Below are 19,038 nucleotides of genomic sequence, written 5' to 3'. Positions count from 1 at the left end.
GTTTGAGTGATAATTACTATGTTTGTACCGGCTGCGCGCTTTTGTGCGATGACATAGAAACCGAACTTGAAGACAGCGTGGTAGAAAAAGTCCATGCAGCATGCAGGAAAGGTGTCCCACGCATGAAAGGATGCGACAATCCCCTGGAATGCACGGTTAATGGCGAGACTGCTGATGTTGACACTGCAATAAAGGAAGCTGCAAATATTCTGAGTAACGCTAAAAGCCCACTTATCTTCGGCCATGGCAATTCCAGCTCACAGGCCCAGAAGAAAGCAATAGAAATCGCCAGGAAAACCAGCGCATACCTCGACGATACCTCTTCATTTTGCCAGGGTCCGATCATCGAAGCCATCCTGCAGGATAAACTGAAGACCTGTACCCTTGATGATGTTAGGCATAAAGCCGATGTTGTCGTTTTTTGGGGAGCTGATCCTTCAAGCTCACATCCCAGGCATCTGTCCCGCTATTCTTATTTTCCCAGGGGAAAAGAGCGCCAGAGAGGCTGGGAAGAAGACCGTACTGCGATATGTATCGATGTCAGAAAGTCAGACACTGCTGAAATATGCGGAGATAACGGTACTTACCTGATTCCGTCCCAAGCAGATGCCGAATTCATGGATGCGCTTGTTAGCGGACTTTCCAACAAGGTCCCAAAAACCTCTTTCGATTTTGATAAAAAACGCATATTGGAACTTACGAATATCCTGAAAAAAGCAAAATTCGGAGTAATATTTGTAGGCCTTGGATTTGTTTACTCCCTTGATGAGCTTGAGCCATTGTTCAGGCTCATGGACAAGCTCAACTCCGTTTCAAATTTCCATCTCATACCTATGGTGGGACAGTACAATATGAGAGGTTTCAACCACAACCTGTTCGAAGAGACCGGATATATCAACAGGGTGAAATTTGATGACGAAATATCTCACGGTCCCGAGTATTCAGTTGTCGAGGCATTGAAACAAAAATCTGTTGATGCCGCACTTGTTATCGGTTCCGATCCGCTCTCAAGCCTGCCGCTTTCTGTCGCCCGCTATCTTACCGAGATACCACTAATAACCATTGACCCTTGCCAGACGCTTACATCTGCAAAGTCGGACGTTACCATCCCCTGCGCACTTGGAGGAGTTGAGTCCGGTGGCACGGCCATACGCATGGATGGGGTAGAAATAGAACTTAAAAAGATCATCGAAACCGACCGCCTGTCGGACGAAGATTTACTCACACGTATAATGGAGGCACTATAATGGGATTCGGACAATTTCTTGCATCACCGGAGCTAAAGTTGAAAGTGATTACCTACAGGGATGTATTCCAGGACTCTGCAAAAGAATCTTCAAGATTCGGTGAAGAGTACGAAAGGCTCTCTGCAATTATCCGGCTTGATCCAAAGGATATCTCAAAGCTTGCTATCAAGGAAGGCGAAACTGTTATCGTGAAAAACAATTTTGGGAAAGTGGTCGTCAAAGCACAGAAATCAGGATACGAACAACCACACACGGGAATCGCATACATGGTGAATGGACCATGGTCAAACGCACTTGTACCCGATGAAACCAACGGTACCGGCGTCCCGAAGTTCAAGAATTTCGAGGCAAGTGTCCAGGGCGCAAAGGACGAGAAAATCACCGGAATAAAAGAAATATTCTGACCCTTTATTTTTTACTACACTTTTTCGTAGATATCCCCTGTATCAATATTTTCTATAGTTATAGCCTGCATAACCATTCCGTAGATGCCCAGTTTTCCTCCATATGTCATCACACCGGTGATACGGAGCCTGTCACTTTTAACTACAGGGCAGATTCCATGATAAACGATAACAAGCCTGTGCTCGTTGTGCTCTACTGAAAAAATGCTCATGTATTTGTTGTTGAGCCAGCCAAACACAATTATTAACGGAATTCCCAGAAAAAATGTCACTTTGTTGACTATGTTAGAATCTGTGGATGCATACGCTTCAATTGTTTCTTCTTCATACATTTTTCTATTCATAACAAAATTTTGTCATGAAAATTAAAATATATAGAATTTCCGGCTAAAAAATTCAACATTGGAACGATCATAAATAAAAGTAGACTAAGAAAAAGAGAAAAATATAGAAAATCAATCGTTGTAAGCATCATATATCTGCCAGACCCATATGATGAATCCCAGTACATAGCCTATTAGTATAAACTGCAGGAACCAGCATATAATCAGCGCTACCCATATCCCTATAGCTTTGAGTATCTGCCCTTTTACCAGTTGGCCCAGTCCGGGTATGAAAAATGAAAATAATGCCGGGAAACCGTGTGTCTTCTTTTCACTCATGTATTTGACTCCATGTCAGCACTTGTAGTTGAATACTATAATGCACTACTTGACTAAAAACCATACTACATACCCATAACTTGTATTTGCAAGATACTGCTGAAAATCAACATAAACGGAAGTACTACTGAATACTTAAATACAGAGCCATGCTACATATGTAGTGTGAAGACTACATATGCAGGATATAATTATTCCTGCTAACAATGAGGTGTAAAAGTGAAAAGAATTACAGCAATATTCCTTGCAGGAATGCTTGTTGCAGTTGTTGCGGGAGCAGGTATAGTAAGTGCTGCCTCTGAAGATACAAACAATAATGGCTTCTTCGGACCAATGTACAGATGGGCGAACAACATGGGATACGACGAATTTGCAGGCTGCCCTTTCTTCAGTTCCTATGCCACTGACGATGCAACATACACAACAGTTGAACCGGAAGTAACAACCGTTAAAGAAGCAGTAACAATAGCAGAGGAAGAGACCGGTCAGGAAATACAGGAAGATAATGTTTACCAGATGGGCAGATGGTGGGTCTTCTACTACACTGACGATAATGATGTCGTAAAACAGGGACGTATTGATGCTTACACTGGAGATGTCATTGAAAGTTTCATAGCAAACGGAACAAACCAGCAGCAGAATGGCCAGAACAGCCGTTACATGCGCGGCGGGGGATATGGCGGCGGATGTTATGGTGGAGGATACAGATACTAAGCGTATCCATGAATCCTATTTTGATGGAGGCCGAAGATTCTAATATTTAGCGCCTTCATATACTTTTGGAAAACAATATTTAGAGGTGACAGAAATGATGGGTAGCGGAATGTACGGATTCTCTATTTGGGGACTGCTTTTGAACATACTTGTCATGATTGTGATAGTCTGGCTGGCGTTTTCTCTGCTTAACAGGTCTGAGTTCGTAAGTTCCGGCAATAATGAACGTCTGGCAAGAATAGAGAAAGACGTAGAAGATATAAAGAAGACTGTGGAAGATATTAAGGAAAAGCTCGACGAGATCTGATCATTCAGTCTCCGCAAAAATTTATTCAAAAACAGGTGCAGGATTCCAGATGACAAAGACACTTCAGGAAATTACAGTCATAGGAGAAGCTATTTCGCATCCGGTCCGGTTAAAGCTACTGTACTTACTTTCAGAGAGGGAAAGATATGTGTACGAACTGGCCAAGGACCTGAACCTCTCACGTCAGGTTATACAGTTGCACCTGAAACGTCTTGAAAAAGCAGGGTTTGTCGAAAGTGACCTGAGACTTGAGGATGATGACATGCGTGCAAAGAAATTCTTCAAGCTCAAAAAATTTGATGTCGATATTGGAATAGATGACCTGTCTAAGATATTTGATTGAAAGGCATTGTATCTAATAGACTCACGGTTTTGACCTAACAAGCCTGAACACGTCTTTGAGCGCAAGATTCTTTACTTCTGTTACAGTGAGCCCGGCTTTTTTAATGTTCTCAATGGTCTTGCGATTGATATGAATATCCGCAAGGCCAGTTGTAAGCGGATCAAAGACGTCCTCAAGCGAAGAAATTAATCTGTTATCACTCTTCATATGCTCGATATTTATTACTTCTCCATCGGATCTGCACAAACGTCTCATTTCCTTCAGTGCTGCCACCGGGTCAGGAATTGAACACAGCACAAAAGTAGTTACCACATAATTGAATGTGTTATCTTTAAAACCCAGATTCTCTGCATCCATAAGAAAGAGAGAAATGTTATCTCTGCCCTCTGCTCTTGTCTTTGCATGCTCCAGCATTTTTTTACTAATATCTATTCCCACTACCTCGGAGTCGGTCGGATAGTACGGCAGGTTTTTACCGGTCCCAACACCTATTTCAAGCACCCTTCCTGACAATCCCGACAAAAATTCTTTCCTCCATTTTGAGTACCAGGCGACTTCCGTGGGATAGTCCATGAGATCATAAACATATGAATAGCGGTTATATTTTGAAATTACCGACATAGATTATTCTATGAAAATACTGACTTAAGCGATTCACGGTTATTTTTGACCCATGAAAGTTAAACGTAGTAAATAAACGGCAAAGTACTCACCTGAACAAATCGTTCCTGTCTTTTTGAAAAAGAACTTAAACTATCAGGAAAGTGTTTTAATTAGGAAATTATGCGGAGTGATGCAGACATGGCAACAAGACAGGAGGAATACTGGGGAAGAGACAACTTCGTAGTGATCACCGATGGCACAAAACCCGCAATGAAGTGGACTATCGATGAGCTTAGGAAAAGGAAAAAAACAGTACATGCAGTTGATCTCTCGGAGAAACCTGATTCCGATTCACTTACAGACATATCTGAAATACCTGAAAACACTGAGAACGTGATTATTGGTGTTACAACAACAGAGCCTGCAAGGATAATTGAAAAGCTGGCAGAAAGAGATATAACAAATTTCTGGGTGCACTGGAGCACGGATACATGCGATGTGGAGCACCTGACATATAAACCGGAACTCAATATAATTACAGGCAGGTGTCCGATGATGTATCTTGGAAACACCATGAGCATGCATGGTTTTCACAGGGTAATTGCCCGCACTATGGGAAAATACTGATGAAGCATTGAAAGTAAAATAAGGCAAAAGCGTCAATTTCAGAATTTTGAAAAACTATAATACACAATATGCCTAAAATCAACTGGTGAGTGGATGGTTAATACTCTCTCTCATTTAGGCGTTGGAATCCTTATAGCTACGGTTGCAGGACTGGAAGGCAGGCAGAAAAAAATAGTAGCATTTCTGGCCATACTTCCTGATCTTGATTTTTTTACAGATGCACTATTGGTCCTTATCGGAGGGAGCTTCAGTCATCAGACCTATGTCCAATTATACTATTTGATGGGACACAGGGAATTCATTCATTCTCCACTTTTTATTTTGCTGATTACATTCGTTATCTGGATTTACGGAAGGGACATTAAATTTGCAGCTGCAGGTTTTGCTGCCTTGTTCAGCCATTTTTATCTTGACTATGCAACAACCTGGAAAATGAGACCATTATATCCATTTTCTGTGGAATCTTCAATAATGGGTGCATTTGATTCCTTTGACCCCGTCGTAATGTTTGTTTCTCTTGTCCCAATATATTTCCTTGTTGCGGAAATACTCAAAAGAAAAGGAGTAATCAGGAAAATACCCGGTGGACAGCTGGAGTCCACCCCGGACAAAACAATAAGAGTCGACAGGATACTTCTCATAGTATTGATACTCTGGTGTGTCATCACCCCTGTATCAAAAGGTTTCCTGGTAAATCATGTATCTGACATAGAAGGATACGACATAAGCTACCAGAATTCCTACCCTAATTTCTTTGGAACTTTCCTTTCAGCATATCCATACAACCAGACCCACTACAAAGTACTTGAGATGAATTACTGGACAGGAATAGAGAAAAGTATGTTCGTACCTTTTATTTCGGGAGATGATGACAGTGATAGCCTTGAATATGTACAACTGGCAACAGAGCTGTATAATTCGGCTCCTTTCCAGGAAATAGACTATATTGTGTACAACGTATCAAGTAACGAAGAAACAGTGATTGTCAAATTACAGGATGCCAGGAATCCCTTTGCCATATTCTGGACATATTTCAGAACAGAATACATTTTCGAGTTCAACAGGGATGGTGAAGGCTATACGGCTTATGTTAAAAGAGAGACGATATATCTTGAGGAAGCACCTGAAAACTGGTTTTGGGTTCCTTACTATCCGATGTACATAAACTTCTTTTTTTGACTACACAAAATAAGCAAATGTGAACATTCTTAATAAAAGCTACACAGACCACTTATATACGTGTTCATGCAGTCTATTTGATAGAGTCATACAAGGAGAATGTGTTTTGAGGGAAAATATGTTTGATCTGGTTATGGATATTAAAGTCCATGAATTCGTAAACAAAGATACCTGGCATCTGCATCTGGCACTTCATGTAAATGATACACTTGTCGGAATTTCATCTGCCAACCTTGGCAGTTCGAAGTACGACTATGAAACAGTTATTGCTGCATTGCAGAGCCTCAAAAATGATTATTTCATTGCCATCGGCTCCCCGATGAGATACTCAGAAGGGAAACTGGTTTACCTTCCTGCCGACCAGGGTCAGGAAAAACAAAAGCCAGAGATCACGGACATGAAAAACAAGAATCGTGTTCACGTGATGAATTCAACGGTGGCTCTATCACATTAATATAAATGTTGGCATACAAGACTCCCCTCAGAAAATGTACACTCCTAAATCAAACAATAATATGTTTGCTTTCATAAATGCCAACATTTATATTTTCTTTAAATCACTTTTTTTGCAGGTTTAATACCTACTTTTTAGGACAAGTTTATTATCAATGCACTCATACTCTTATTACTAAGAGAGTAGTGGGAACATGATAGAAAAAGACGACCTAGACGATATGATCATGGCAGAGCCCTCTGAACGCGAACGTGTTAAGATGGAGCATGAATTCCTGAACAAAGCAGCTTCACATCCTGTCCGCAGGCAGCTTGTTAAAAAGATAGGTGCATTCGGAGCAACAAAAGATGAGATTCAGGAAGATGTTGAACTCGACGATAAGAGTTTCAAATACCACACGGAATTCCTAATGAACGGTGACCTCTTGAATCTTGTAAACGGCAAATATTTCCTGACAGAGAAAGGATTGGAAATGCTCTCGATTATCGGTTGATAGCCAAACTGCTCAGAGGTTATGCCTATGTTCCGTAAGAATATTCTCATCGGACTTTTGATTACATCTTTAATCATCTTAAGTTGTATATCGATATCCGGTTGCCTGGATGAGAGAGATTCACAGGAAAATAACACTACTTCCGGAGAAGTTACGGAATATGAGGGAAAGCAGCTAACACCTATTTCAGAGCAACGTAATAATGCAATAGAGGGCACACAATACATAGACCGGGATACATACGAGCTGCAGGTATACGGCTTGGTTGAAAACCCACAGAACCTCAGCTACGAACAATTACTGAGTTACCCGTCAACCACCAGGTTTGTCAGGCTGGATTGTGTGGAAGGATGGGGCTTTGATGCTATATGGACCGGAGTACCACTCAGTACTATCTTTGAAGAAGTGCAGGTAGAGGATAATGCTACCAATGTAATATTTTATTGTGCTGATGGTTATTCAACATCACTTGAGCTTGGCTATCTTGTTGAAAACGACATCATGCTGGCATACGAACTTAATAATGTAACCCTTCCTTCTGAAAGAGGTTTTCCCTTGCAGGTTGTAGCCGAAGGAAAATACGGATATAAATGGGCTAAATGGGTAACTGCCATAGAGATTACCGACCAACCTTACGAAGGTTACTGGGAGAGAGTCGGGTATAGCAACAATGCCGAAGTTGGTGGACCTGCTTTCGAGTGAAATTTTCATCGAAAGTAAACTTCTTTTCGTTTATTCTTTGAAGTAACAAAACGTTAATTTATACTGACCGTGAATATGTAGCCGATGGATGCGATCATCTCAGCCAGGGGAATTCAAAAAAGTTTTGGTAACCATAAGGCACTCAGGAATATTGACCTGGAGCTCTTTAAAGGAGAATCTGTCGCAATATTCGGTCCTAACGGAGCAGGCAAAACAACACTCCTCAAGGTACTTTCAACCATCATCACACCTACAAAAGGTGATGTAACCGTAAACGGTACCGACGTCAAGAAAAACCCTTCCAGTGTCCGGGAGATGGTAGGTGTGATATCGCATGAGACCTACCTTTACGATGAACTCACAGCAAGAGAGAACCTGAAGTTTTTCGGGAATATGTACGGGCTGGAAAAAAGTCGACTTGAAGAGCGTATCAATGAACTATTGGAGCAAGTGGGACTTAACCAGCGTGCGGATGACAGGGTAGGATCATTCTCCCGTGGAATGAAGCAACGCCTTTCAATTGCAAGGGCGCTTGTCCACCGGCCTGTGATACTTTTTATGGACGAGCCTTATACCGGTCTTGACCACCAGTCTGCCGAAGCTTTCGAGAATGTGTTAAAGATTCTGGACAGGGATAACGTAACAAAGATAATGGTATCTCATAATATCGAAAGAGCAATGCATTTGTGCGACCGCCTGTTGGTAATGGACAGGGGAGAGATAGTTTATGATCGCATGAAAGAAGAGATAGAAAGCCTGGAAGATTTTAAGGTAAACTACTCTTCGCTTGTGTGCATGGATACTGATGCCGAAGGAGTTTCAAACCTTCCCTGAAAACGAGGTACTGATCGCATGCTGAAAAGTCTCCATATAGCAGCAAAGGACCTGAAGGCTGAATTCAGGACAAAGCAGATGCTCAACTCGATGGTTATTTTTTCCGTGCTGGTGATAGTTATCTTCAGCATTTCCTTCGGTGACTTGCTTGGCCAGAAGGAAATTGTTGACAGGCTTGCTCCGGGTGTGCTCTGGATAGCCTTTGTATTTGCAGGAACACTGGGACTCTCACGCTCATTCACTTCGGAGACAGAGAATGGATGCCTTGAAGGGCTTAAATTATGTCCGGTTGACAGGGGCGCAATCTATACCGGGAAGACAATATCAAGCGCTGTGATCATGTTTGCAGTGGAAATCCTGACAATTCCTGTTTTCATTATACTTTTCAATTACAGTATCCCGAATATAGCCGGTCTGGCACTTGTCATAATTCCCGGCACATTGGGCTTTGTTATAGTTGGAACCCTGCTCTCGGCACTCACGGTGAACACACGTGCAAGGGAGATCATGCTTCCCATACTGCTGCTTCCACTTGTGATACCTGTGATAATCCCCGCTGTGCTGGCAACAGGAACAATACTCACCGATGGTGGTATCAATAGTATTGTTTCGGAACTGAGGTTGCTTATTGTGTATGACCTGATATTCTTTGTTTTGGGACAGCTTGTATTCGAGTATACTGTGATGGATTAGATATTCTGAAGTATCAGAATTGATTCCAATCACATTAGAAGCTGCAACTTACTTTCCATTCAGGTTTGACATATACACAACATCATGACATAATCTGTTTATCAGACTTTTATCGTGGCTCACAACAAGGACTCCAAGATTCAACTCTTCAACGATACCTAAAATGCTTTCCCATATCTGAGCCTGGGTGATGGCATCTACCATGGTCGTGATCTCATCAGCTATCAGGAACCTTGTTTTTGGTCCCAGTGACCTTGCAAGAGCAAATCTTTGGAGCTCCCCTCCTGAAAGTTCATTCGGCCATCTGTTCAGCCAGTTCTCCTTTATTCCAAAAGCTTCCAGAATATCCTGAGAAACATCGTGACTTTCCTTCAGTATATCTTTCATCTTCCATTTAGGATTCACAGCTTTTTCAGGATGCTGGAAGATAAGCTGGACAGGATTATATCCACTTGACGGAATCTTATCTCCATCTATAGTTACATTTCCTTTGTAGCTCTTCTCATATCCTGCCAGTATCTTGCACAGGGTTGATTTCCCGCATCCGCTATCCCCTACAAGTCCTAGCACTTCTCCGCTGCCCAGAGAAATGTCCACATCCTGTAGGATCGGATCGCTTTCTTTATAGCCAAAACTGATGTTCTCACCTTTAAGATACATTATTGCACCTCACCAGTCCTCCATTGAACATTTTTAACGGGGGAACACATTTTGAGCAAATCTTATTCTTTGTAGAACACCGTTCATAAAAGAAGCATCCTTCAAGTACTTCATCCTGCATCGGCTGATGACCTTTTATAGCCTGGAATCTGTTCTGTGGCAGGGCATTCCATAGTGCTCTTGTATATGGATGCCTTAGTTTTTCTCCCTCACCTGCAAAGTCAGCTGTTCTGGCAATTTCCAGGATCGTACCAGCATAGAAGATCGCTATTTTGTCAGAGACCCTTAGTGCAGCTTCTATGTCGTGGGTGATAAGAATAACTGCATGTCCTCTGGCAGCCATGTCTTTAAAATAGCTCAATGTTTCCTTCAGGTTCTTTTCATCAAGTCCCGGTGTCGGCTCATCCGCAATCACGACCTTCGAGGAATTCATCATAGTAGTCGATACAAGGACCCTTCTGGCCATACCTCCCGACAATTCATGAGGGAACATTCTTTCAACCTCAGGTTTCAGGTCATATTTCCGGAAGATCTCTCGCTGAAGCTTCTTCCTTGACTCTGCATTCTTCTTATCAACATTTCCTGTGACCTGACCGGAAATTCTCATCAAAGGGTCCAGATATGTAGTTGACTGTGGAATAAGGACTATTTCTTTTCCCCTGAGCTCTTCCTTTTTCTTAGAGGTCAGATCCTGGCCATTATATTCCATAAAACCACTAAGATTTGCATTTGAAGGAAGTATGCCTAAGATCGCATGTGCAAGGAGACTTTTCCCGGAGCCGCTGGAGCCTACGACAGCCAAGATCTCACCACTGTAAGCTTCCATGCTCAAATTTGATATCACTTTTAATTCGGTTTGCCTGAGTCCGGAGGCATATTGAATGAAAGAAAGGGAAATATCCTTGACTTTTAGCAAAGCTTCAGATTTCTCCTTTTTTTCAGTAGTTTCTTGAGATGCATTTTCCATACCTTCACCTCTTTTTATTATTTCAATCAATTTTCAGTAACGTCAGATGTTATCTATTCGTGAGCTTTTTTCGGATCCAACATCTTTCCCAGATTTTCCCCTATTATGTCAAATATAAGGATCACGATCAGAAGTGATAATCCCGGGAAAAATGCAAGCCACCAGTACCCTGCTGACAAGTATTTCATCGATTCTGAAAGAATAATGCCAATAGCCGGTTCATGTGGTGAAAGCCCGAAACCAAGGAAAGTCACCGATGCTTCGTGCAGGATTGCATGTGGGAACATTATGATCGTACCCAGTACGAACTGAGGGAGCAGGTGAGGAAGAATATGGTTTTTTGCTATCCACCACCGGGACTTCCCGAAATTTCGTGATATATGGATGTATTCCTGAGTTTTTATCTGCTTGATCTCTGCTCTTACAACTCGTGTAAGACTTGTCCAGTGTGACAATGCAACCCCTATGATAACTCCAGTTGCTCCTCCACCCAGTCCTATAGAGATCAAAATAATCAACAGGAGATGTGGTATTGAAAGGAACAAGTCCACCAACCAGGATACGATCGAATCCTCTATTTTACCTATGCTTGAAAGCAAACCCAGGATCACGCTCAATATGGTACTGATCGAGGAAGCTAAAGCTCCGATTACTATACTTAATCCAAGTCCACCAAGAGTCCGTATGAACATATCCCTTCCCATCCAGTCAGTTCCAAAAGGATGTTCCAGGGAAGGAGCAAGGTTCTTTGATCCAAAGTCAGTTGACAATGCATTGTCATCTATGAATGTACTGGAAACTACAATTGTAATCAATAACAACGACAGGCAGCTTATCAGCATGATAGTTTTCTGCCGTAGATTGAATCCTCCGAATAATCCTCTGTTAACATTTACAACAGCAGTGCTCATGTTTTCATCTCCTGTTGTTTTATTCTGGGATCGATGAACTCATAGATGATATCAGCAATCAGATTCCCTGAATAGACGAACAGGGCACTGATAATAACGATCGCAAGTAGCAGAGGCACATCGGATCTCAGACCTGCTTCTACTGCAGCCTGGCCAATACCCGGATAAGAGAATACCTGCTCGACAAGGACAGCTCCACCAAACAATTCACTGAATCCCAAGAACTGTAGTGTAATGGCAGGAAGAGCAACATTCCTTATTCCATGCCTTCTTACCAGATCAAATCCTTTCTCACCTCTTGCCTTTGCAAACAGCACATAATCGCTTGACATAACCTCTATCAATTTTTCACGGGTGAACATCGCGATAGAGGCAACTCCCAGCAAACTCAGGGTAATGGTCGGGAGGATCAAATGATGGATCCGGTCAAAAAAGGTTACATCTTTACTGGCAATACCTATGGGTACACTCAGTCCTACAGGGAACCATCCTAAATTCACTGAGAAGATCAATAAAAAGATCAACGCCAGCCAGAATGTCGGAGTTGCAAGCAGGATATAGCAGTAGGTCTTTATCGCTTTATCAACTAACGTTCCATTCTTCATTCCGGCTACAATTCCTAAAATGAACCCCAGAACTCCTGATAACAACCATGAGGAAGCCATAAGAACCAGAGAAGCTGTAAATCGCTCTTTAACTACATCTGTCACAGGCATTCTGTATATTAGCGAAGTCCCGAGATCCCCTTTGAGGATGTTCTCAGCCCAATTCAGGAATTTTTCCTGAGCAGGAGTATTAACTCCCCAATATTCTTCCATTTTTGCCTTTTGTTCCGGGTGTACGCTCATTTCCCCTATATAGGCTCTGACGGGATCAATGGGAGATTGCTCTACGATCCAGAAACTGGCAATGCAAACGACTATTAAAAGGAAGATCAGCTTGAGAAGTTTTTTCCCCATGAAGAATCCTAATTTTTTGTGTTTCACTTTCTTTAACCTCCAATCTCCATTCCGGCAAATTTGTGGTCACGGATGTTTTGAAAAATATAGTGAATTTTTAAAAAAGAGGTTGAACTGAAGATTATTGTTCCTCAGTTCCCTCAACCTCTGATCTAATTCTCCGTGCGCTTCCATTCCAGGATGTTTCCGAAAATATCAGCACCATGTGGCTGTATTTTAGGAGTTCCGATATCCAGATCCTCGTCCATGATGTACAGGTAATCTATTGTTGCCATCCACATCCATGTGGCATCTCCTTGTGAAGAGAATCCTGTTTCACCATCCCATGCTGCCAGCTGCCAGTTTTCATTAGCAGTATTCTGGTCAGAACTAGTTATCGCAGTTCTCAGATAAGCATCTACGACCGGATTGTTGTACTTTATTATGTTGTTGTAGCTTGAGGGATCGTAGCTCTCACTATAGTATTTCAAGTACAGGTCTGTCGGGTCAAGTGAACCATAACCGAAAACAACAGGCTTTGACAGGGCCAGGGTATCGATCTTATCCCAGCTCGCACCTTCTGGTATTATATTAATTCCCAGTTCTTTTGCTTCCTCCGAAACAGCAACAGCCAGAGCCTGTCTTTCCTGTGCACTGGCAGCGTACAAAAGGGTGAATTCAGCAATAATTCCATCTTTTTCGACAATGCCGTCCCCATCGGTATCTTCCCAGCCGGCGTCACTCAGGATCTTCTTAGCCTCTTCAATGTTCCCATCTTCAATAATAGCTTCCTTGTTTCCCCATGGTAACTTATCCACGCCGGTGAACTCTTCTTCACCCTGTCCGTTCAGTGCACCATCTACCAGTGTCTGCCTGTCAATCCCTATGTTAAGTGCCTTTCTTATTGCAACGTCAGAGGTCACATCATTCCCAATTGGGTATCCGTCCTCAGATTTTTCACCTGTGTTTGGCTGTACCGGAAAGCTGATCCCACGGGCATCAATTGAATCAAGAGCTATTATCTTCATTCCGTCAACTTCCTGATCTGCATAGGAAGATGGAATTTCAGCGATATCGATCTGGCCGGATTTCGCAGCCGCAAAAGCAGTATCTGCTTCCATGAATACAATGGTCAGTTTTTTGAAGTAAGGTTCATCTCCGTAATAATCCGAATTTGCTTCTAAAATTACCTGCTGTCCTTTGTCCCATTGTACAAATTCGTAAGGGCCGGATCCTACTGGGTTCTGACCATAGTTCTCATCATATGCATGTTCAGGGACGATTCCGATCACTGCCAGTTTGTTGATGAATGTGGCCTGATTATCGTTCAACTTGAATTCAACGGTAGCATTGTCAATAGCTGTAGCTTTTTCCAGCATGGAAAGATCAACACTTCCACCGGCATTTGCTGCAGTATTGAATGTAAATGCTATATCCTCCGTTGTCAGTGGTACTCCGTCATGAAACCTGACATCGTCCCTTATCGTAACGGTCCATGTAGATCCATCTTCACTAACTGAGTAGTCTGTAGCAAGGTCGTTGATAAGAGCCGCATTGCCATTCTTTTTAAAAAGAGTGCTCTGAATTAGAGGTTCATGGTTGTAACCCCAGCCAGTAACGGGATCAAAACCTGATTCCGGCTCTCCACCATGTGTACCTACTGCTGCTATCAATTCATCTGTTCCTATTCCTTCTGCACTTGCTGCTTCCGTTGTACTGTCCGTACATCCTGAAATTGCAACTACTCCTATTAGCAGCATTCCTGCCAACAAAATAGTTAATGATCTTTTTTTCATCATAAATTGCTCCTGCATAGATCTTCAATTCTCAACTTGTTCTTGCATTGTGCCCTGCTTTAGTTTGAGAACTAAAATTCAGCTATCAGAAAAATGCAATGTTACAAGTTAATGTATTAATTATATTTATTAATCGTTTTGTGAAAAACAATCACTATATTTAATACTTTTGTTTTGATTTGTAATACTAAAAATATTGAAGCTAGTTTAAAAGTATTCGACCTCTCTTTGAGTGCATCGTGTAATTATTCAAGAAAATATTTAAAATCTGAAATCTGTATTTTAACGATTCTATTTGATAATGATCTCAAAGTCGTAAGAATACTGAGACACTGGTGTATTTCTCTAAGTCCTTGCTTTGGCATTTTAGCTATAGGTTGCTGCCATAAAAGCGTTTAAATAAAAAGTACCAGTAATTCCACAGGAGACAAAATGTTCTTAGACACGAAAAAAGAGAAGATTTTTGCCGCTGCCACAGGAGTTGTGATGCTGCTTGCTATCTGGATGGTATTCTTCTACCTGCAGGAAATGAAAAGCGGCTCAGGCGAAGTGCTTGACAGTAGCTTCAGGATATTCTATTTCCATCTTCCCATCGCATTCACTTCTTATCTGGCTTTCTTTATCGTGTTCATTGCAAGCATTTTCCAGCTCAAACAGAGCAGCAGGAAATGGGATATGATCGCGCTTTCCTCTGCCGAGGTTGGAGTAGTGTTTGCATTCCTGGTACTTGTCACAGGATCCATATGGGCAAAGGCCACATGGGGATGGTATTGGATATGGGATACCAGGCTTACGACATCCCTTGTATTGCTGTTGGTGTATCTCGCATACCTCATGCTCCGCCAGGCCATTGAAGAGCCTGAAAAAAGAGCCAGGCTTGCAGCAGTGTTCGGAATTGTTGGTTTTGTATCGGTGCCTTTGAGCTTCTTTTCGGTAAGGCTCTGGCGTTCAGCACACCCTCTCATGTTCGGAGGATCTGCTTATGGAAGCAGTGGCGGGGGACTTGAAGGAACCACTCTGCAGCTTACACTGCTTATCAACTTTGTAGCATTTATCATGCTTTTTGTCACTATGTTGTCCTACAGGATCAACAACGAAAAGATGAAGGAAACTATTGAGGACATGCAAAGTTCACGGTACTGAAGAGTACTGCGGAAGCTCTTCACAAAAAGATATAAGCCAAAGACTTCAATAATCTATTATGTTGTTTGAACCGATATCATTGTGTGGAATGGAGGTCTCGAATCGTTTTGTACGCTCGGCAACCCATGAATGGATGGCTGAACCGGACGGGACTCCTACTGAGAAGATAGGGGACATTTACGAGGAACTCGCAAGAAACGAGACAGGGGTAATTATCACTGGCTATGCTTATGTGAATCCGAAGGGAAAAAGCGATCATTTACAGCAGGGCATTTACGATGACAGGTTTATCGAAGATTACAGGAAGATAGTTGACAGAGTCCACAAATATAAGAGTAGGATAGTTCTGCAGATTGCCCACGGCGGCCGTCAGACAATGATAAGCTCTGAAGCTCCTTATGCACTTGCACCTTCAGCAATCACTGAAAAGACAATGGGGATAACTCCCGAGGAAATGACAGAAAAAGAAGTTCTGGAAACCATAGATGATTTTGCCAATGCTGTAAGAAGAGGGAAGGAGGCCGGTTTTGATGCCGTCCAGCTGCATTGTGCACATGGATTCCTGCTAAGCAACTTCATATCACCCTACACCAACCGCAGAAAGGATCGCTGGGGAGGAAGCACTGAGAAACGTACCCGGATTATTCTTGACATCATTGAAAAAGCCAGAGAGATGGTAGGGAACAATTATCCCATAATGGTCAAACTGAATGCTACGGATGGTTATCCTGAAGGCTCCAGGAAGAATACCCTTGATGCTCCAGAATCCATAGAGATTGCAAAGATCCTGGCCGAAAATGGTGTGTGTGCAATTGAGGTAAGCGGAGGTACTGCAGAAGCAGGTGATGAGCTGTTCAGAACAGACATTGACTCACAGGAAAAAGAGGCTTACTACAAGCAGTACTCCAAAATGATAAAAGAAGCTGTTGATGTACCTGTAATCCTTGTGGGAGGCATCAGGTCAAAAGTAGTAATGGAAATGCTGCTTGAAGAAGGATACGCCGACATGATCTCCATGTCCAGGCCATTTGTCGCAGAGCCTGACCTGGTAGTAAAAATCAAAAATGGAGAGATAGACGTCGTGAAATGTGTATCATGTAACCTTTGCTCGGACAGCAGTGGCATAAAGTGCAATTATGATTTCGGTGACTGAGCACATCCTGCCGAGGATGGCTCAAGGCCCAGAAGATAATCTATCAGTTCCCGATGATCCCGGAGAACAATATCCGCACTTTTGAGTTTTTCGGGATCAAGATAGGTAGGTACGGCTATGCAACAGAGACCTGCCTTCTGGGCTGCCTCCACACCCATGGGAGCGTTCTCAATAACGATGCATTCATCTTTATCAATACCGAGCATTTCAACTGCCTTAAGGTAAGGTTGAGGGTCTGGCTTTCCGCGCTCCACATCATCGGCTGTGACGATCACCTCAAAAACATCCGGGAACTCCTTTTCGATTATATCATAAACTATAGGCCTGTCAGAACCGGATACTACCGAAAGGCGGAACTTCTCCGACATTAGGCTAAGGCATTCCTTGAGTCCATCGAAAACCTGTAGTTCAACTATCCTGTTAAATTCCCGGATATACCTCTCAACGATATCCAGGACATCATAAGCCGAAGCATCACCTGCCTCCTTCTCCAGCAGAAAAGTGATAATATCTACAGTTCTCTCCCCTTCCCTTTCGAAAATGTCCTGCTTGTCCATCTTCACGCCAATCTGATCAAAAATGTTCTGCACAGCCAGGGCATGATATGACATAGAGTCTACAAGCACGCCATCCATATCGAATATAACCGCTCTTATCAAATATTCTCCCTCATTTTTCTGGTCAGCATCTTTGTACATAGTTATGATATAAATACTACAGTCTCCTACTAAGAAAATCATGAGACTGGATGTATACCTTGTAGAGATGGGATATTTCAAATCCAGGGGACGGGCAAAAAAAGCCATACTCGATGGGTACGTAAAAGTTAGAGGAACTGTTATCAGGAAACCTTCAAAGGACATCAGTGCTGAAGATAATATCGAGGTGGAAGAAGGTCTTGATATGCCCAAAGGTTACTTCAAGCTCCAGGGGATACAGGAAGCAACAGGGCTGCTTAGCGAAGGTGACAGTGTACTTGATATCGGCTCAAGTGCTGGCGGATTTCTGCTCTTTGCCTCGGAAATAGTTGCAGAGATCAAAGGTGTTGAATTCAGCAAGGATTTCCGGTCCGAGCTGGGAAAGATAGTTCATGAGAAGAATAATGTTTCAGTTATTTTTGCCGATGCTTTCAGGTCACCACTTGAGGAGATCTCACCAGAACAGGTAGATGTGCTGCTCATTGATATGACCCTTGAACCACTTGATTCTGTCCAGGCACTGGAAAGATTGCTACCTCTGCTTAAAAGTGGTGGAAAATTCCTGCTGGTGGTAAAGATGGAAGATTGCAAGAACCGCAAGCCGATACTCGCACGCATCGAGACCTGTGGAGTCAGGGTACTTGAAATCATTGAACCCGAGCAGATGGAGATCTATGTGGTTGGGGAGAAAACTGAAGATAAATCTATTTTATGAGGATAAAAATGTCATACAATATGCTTGGCCATGGAAAACCGGTCCGGCTTTTTGTGGCCGGGCTTCACGGGAACGAATGGAAGGACACTACGGACATCCTTGAGGATATCAGCACCCCTGAAAAGGGCAGCCTTGCAATAATTCCGGTAGTCAGTAAAGGAAACTACATCTCCACTCTTGATGATAACTATTTTACGGAGATGGGCCAGGTAATAATCGACGCAGTGAAGGAATTAAAACCTGAAGTCTACATCGAACTACATTCCTATTCTGCGAAAAATCTTGAGAAACTCACCGAACCTGACAGGCTTAAACATGTGGGTGTACCTGCCTTCAGCCGCCTGGACCACGATGTCCTTCTGGGGTCTGTTGCTCCCTCCATCCGCAAGAAATATTTTCCGCAGGAGGCTCTTTGCCTGACCTTTGAGATACAGAAAGAGAACGCCCTTTCAAAACAGTATGCAAGCAAGGTAATAAACAGGATGAAGGAGTTTACATCAAGAGATGAGTTCCTGAGGTGTATGCTCAATCGATATCCGAAACAGGCCAGAAAAGCCATTGAGGATTACAGGAATTTCTACGGATTATCTGATGATGAGACTCCGATCTTATGAAAAGATTATCAAACAATGATAAGACCGAGAAAAGATTGGAGGAAAAGGAAATAGAAGCTTTCATGACAGAACTTCAGATCACGCCATGATAGCTGAAAAGAGAGTAGTATGCAAGCATTGCAACTGCAAGTGTAGTCAGCATCGCGGCAAGGTTTGTGAGATCCGTCTTGTTTTGGTAATA

The 19,038-nt window shown here is 42.6% G+C and carries 25 protein-coding genes; 16 read left to right on the top strand and 9 right to left on the bottom strand.

Features of this window, described 5'->3' with window-relative positions:
- Positions 1 to 2: 2 nt before the first annotated feature.
- Both V7O62_RS01235 and V7O62_RS01230 read left to right on the top strand, forming a co-directional pair.
- Positions 3 to 1,247, top strand: a complete 1,245-nt coding sequence (locus V7O62_RS01235; RefSeq protein WP_406657201.1) for a formylmethanofuran dehydrogenase subunit B — start codon at positions 3 to 5, stop codon at positions 1,245 to 1,247.
- Positions 1,247 to 1,651 carry a molybdopterin dinucleotide binding domain-containing protein gene (locus V7O62_RS01230; RefSeq protein ID WP_406657200.1) on the top strand — a complete coding sequence of 135 codons (405 nt, stop codon included), beginning with the start codon at positions 1,247 to 1,249 and terminating at the stop codon, positions 1,649 to 1,651. The genes V7O62_RS01235 and V7O62_RS01230 overlap by 1 nt, the downstream gene beginning before the upstream one ends.
- A gap of 14 nt (positions 1,652 to 1,665) precedes the next feature.
- On the opposite strand, the gene V7O62_RS01225 is transcribed toward V7O62_RS01230, so the two are convergent.
- Together V7O62_RS01225 and V7O62_RS01220 are read right to left on the bottom strand one after the other, a co-directional pair.
- Positions 1,666 to 1,995, bottom strand: coding sequence for a hypothetical protein (locus V7O62_RS01225; protein ID WP_406657199.1), 330 nt, complete (start codon positions 1,993 to 1,995; stop codon positions 1,666 to 1,668).
- Positions 1,996 to 2,106: 111 nt separating this feature from the next.
- Positions 2,107 to 2,313, bottom strand: a complete 207-nt coding sequence (locus V7O62_RS01220; protein ID WP_406657198.1) for a hypothetical protein — start codon at positions 2,311 to 2,313, stop codon at positions 2,107 to 2,109.
- Between the two features lie 219 nt (positions 2,314 to 2,532).
- On the opposite strand from V7O62_RS01220, the gene V7O62_RS01215 reads away from it, so the two are divergent.
- The 3 genes from V7O62_RS01215 (at position 2,533) to V7O62_RS01205 (ending at position 3,677) form a co-directional block, all read left to right on the top strand.
- Positions 2,533 to 3,027, top strand: a complete 495-nt coding sequence (locus tag V7O62_RS01215; protein ID WP_406657197.1) for a hypothetical protein — start codon at positions 2,533 to 2,535, stop codon at positions 3,025 to 3,027.
- A 94-nt stretch (positions 3,028 to 3,121) separates the two neighbouring features.
- Positions 3,122 to 3,334 (top strand): hypothetical protein, encoded by a 213-nt coding sequence (locus tag V7O62_RS01210; RefSeq protein WP_406657196.1) that lies wholly within the window; start codon positions 3,122 to 3,124, stop codon positions 3,332 to 3,334.
- 49 nt (positions 3,335 to 3,383) lie between these two features.
- Positions 3,384 to 3,677: an ArsR/SmtB family transcription factor gene (locus V7O62_RS01205; RefSeq protein ID WP_406657195.1), complete on the top strand. Its 294-nt coding sequence runs from the start codon at positions 3,384 to 3,386 to the stop codon at positions 3,675 to 3,677.
- 21 nt (positions 3,678 to 3,698) lie between these two features.
- Here the strand turns inward: V7O62_RS01205 and V7O62_RS01200 are convergent, their stop codons facing one another.
- Positions 3,699 to 4,298, bottom strand: coding sequence for a class I SAM-dependent methyltransferase (locus V7O62_RS01200; protein ID WP_406657194.1), 600 nt, complete (start codon positions 4,296 to 4,298; stop codon positions 3,699 to 3,701).
- A gap of 180 nt (positions 4,299 to 4,478) precedes the next feature.
- On the opposite strand from V7O62_RS01200, the gene V7O62_RS01195 reads away from it, so the two are divergent.
- From V7O62_RS01195 to V7O62_RS01165, 7 genes are all read left to right on the top strand, one after another.
- The gene (locus V7O62_RS01195) at positions 4,479 to 4,907 is read left to right on the top strand and encodes a hypothetical protein (protein ID WP_406657193.1); all 429 of its coding nucleotides are present in this window, start codon (positions 4,479 to 4,481) and stop codon (positions 4,905 to 4,907) included.
- A 93-nt stretch (positions 4,908 to 5,000) separates the two neighbouring features.
- Complete coding sequence (locus V7O62_RS01190) at positions 5,001 to 6,086, top strand: metal-dependent hydrolase (RefSeq protein WP_406657192.1); 1,086 nt, start codon at positions 5,001 to 5,003, stop codon at positions 6,084 to 6,086.
- A gap of 106 nt (positions 6,087 to 6,192) precedes the next feature.
- Entirely contained in the window at positions 6,193 to 6,540 is a 348-nt protein-coding gene (locus V7O62_RS01185) for a hypothetical protein (protein WP_406657191.1), read from the top strand.
- 193 nt (positions 6,541 to 6,733) lie between these two features.
- Complete coding sequence (locus V7O62_RS01180; RefSeq protein WP_406657190.1) at positions 6,734 to 7,033, top strand: hypothetical protein; 300 nt, start codon at positions 6,734 to 6,736, stop codon at positions 7,031 to 7,033.
- 27 nt (positions 7,034 to 7,060) lie between these two features.
- Positions 7,061 to 7,735, top strand: coding sequence for a molybdopterin-dependent oxidoreductase (locus V7O62_RS01175; protein WP_406657189.1), 675 nt, complete (start codon positions 7,061 to 7,063; stop codon positions 7,733 to 7,735).
- Between the two features lie 84 nt (positions 7,736 to 7,819).
- Positions 7,820 to 8,569 (top strand): ABC transporter ATP-binding protein, encoded by a 750-nt coding sequence (locus V7O62_RS01170; protein ID WP_406657188.1) that lies wholly within the window; start codon positions 7,820 to 7,822, stop codon positions 8,567 to 8,569.
- Between the two features lie 18 nt (positions 8,570 to 8,587).
- Positions 8,588 to 9,262 (top strand): heme exporter protein CcmB, encoded by a 675-nt coding sequence (locus V7O62_RS01165; protein WP_406657187.1) that lies wholly within the window; start codon positions 8,588 to 8,590, stop codon positions 9,260 to 9,262.
- Between the two features lie 48 nt (positions 9,263 to 9,310).
- Here the strand turns inward: V7O62_RS01165 and V7O62_RS01160 are convergent, their stop codons facing one another.
- The 5 genes from V7O62_RS01160 to V7O62_RS01140 all read right to left on the bottom strand — a co-directional run bounded on the left by V7O62_RS01160 (position 9,311) and on the right by V7O62_RS01140 (position 14,537).
- On the bottom strand, positions 9,311 to 9,922 hold the full coding sequence (locus V7O62_RS01160) for an ABC transporter ATP-binding protein (protein WP_406657186.1): 612 nt from the start codon (positions 9,920 to 9,922) through the stop codon (positions 9,311 to 9,313).
- Entirely contained in the window at positions 9,912 to 10,889 is a 978-nt protein-coding gene (locus tag V7O62_RS01155; protein WP_406657185.1) for an oligopeptide/dipeptide ABC transporter ATP-binding protein, read from the bottom strand. Before V7O62_RS01155 ends, V7O62_RS01160 begins: the two co-directional genes overlap by 11 nt.
- A 53-nt stretch (positions 10,890 to 10,942) precedes the next feature.
- Positions 10,943 to 11,800, bottom strand: a complete 858-nt coding sequence (locus tag V7O62_RS01150) for an ABC transporter permease (RefSeq protein ID WP_406657184.1) — start codon at positions 11,798 to 11,800, stop codon at positions 10,943 to 10,945.
- Positions 11,797 to 12,786, bottom strand: coding sequence for an ABC transporter permease (locus V7O62_RS01145; protein WP_406657183.1), 990 nt, complete (start codon positions 12,784 to 12,786; stop codon positions 11,797 to 11,799). Before V7O62_RS01145 ends, V7O62_RS01150 begins: the two co-directional genes overlap by 4 nt.
- A 125-nt stretch (positions 12,787 to 12,911) precedes the next feature.
- A complete protein-coding gene (locus V7O62_RS01140) occupies positions 12,912 to 14,537 on the bottom strand; it encodes an ABC transporter substrate-binding protein (RefSeq protein WP_406657182.1) in 1,626 nt (541 codons plus the stop codon).
- Between the two features lie 429 nt (positions 14,538 to 14,966).
- On the opposite strand from V7O62_RS01140, the gene V7O62_RS01135 reads away from it, so the two are divergent.
- Positions 14,967 to 15,677 carry a cytochrome c biogenesis protein gene (locus tag V7O62_RS01135; protein ID WP_406657181.1) on the top strand — a complete coding sequence of 237 codons (711 nt, stop codon included), beginning with the start codon at positions 14,967 to 14,969 and terminating at the stop codon, positions 15,675 to 15,677.
- Between the two features lie 58 nt (positions 15,678 to 15,735).
- A complete protein-coding gene (locus V7O62_RS01130; RefSeq protein WP_406657180.1) occupies positions 15,736 to 16,830 on the top strand; it encodes an NADH:flavin oxidoreductase in 1,095 nt (364 codons plus the stop codon).
- Here V7O62_RS01130 and V7O62_RS01125 read toward each other — a convergent pair.
- Positions 16,812 to 17,528 carry an HAD family hydrolase gene (locus tag V7O62_RS01125; RefSeq protein WP_406657179.1) on the bottom strand — a complete coding sequence of 239 codons (717 nt, stop codon included), beginning with the start codon at positions 17,526 to 17,528 and terminating at the stop codon, positions 16,812 to 16,814. The genes V7O62_RS01130 and V7O62_RS01125 overlap by 19 nt on opposite strands.
- Before the next feature lie 40 nt (positions 17,529 to 17,568).
- Between V7O62_RS01125 and V7O62_RS01120 the strand changes: the two genes are divergently transcribed.
- Complete coding sequence (locus V7O62_RS01120; protein WP_406657178.1) at positions 17,569 to 18,243, top strand: S4 domain-containing protein; 675 nt, start codon at positions 17,569 to 17,571, stop codon at positions 18,241 to 18,243.
- An 8-nt stretch (positions 18,244 to 18,251) separates the two neighbouring features.
- Positions 18,252 to 18,857 carry a DUF2119 domain-containing protein gene (locus tag V7O62_RS01115; RefSeq protein ID WP_406657176.1) on the top strand — a complete coding sequence of 202 codons (606 nt, stop codon included), beginning with the start codon at positions 18,252 to 18,254 and terminating at the stop codon, positions 18,855 to 18,857.
- The last annotated feature ends 181 nt before the right edge of the window (positions 18,858 to 19,038 follow it).

It is taken from the genome of Methanolobus sp. ZRKC2, assembly GCF_045291185.1.
In the GTDB taxonomy this organism is placed as follows: domain Archaea; phylum Halobacteriota; class Methanosarcinia; order Methanosarcinales; family Methanosarcinaceae; genus Methanolobus.
This window is presented reverse-complemented; position numbering and strand designations above follow the sequence as displayed.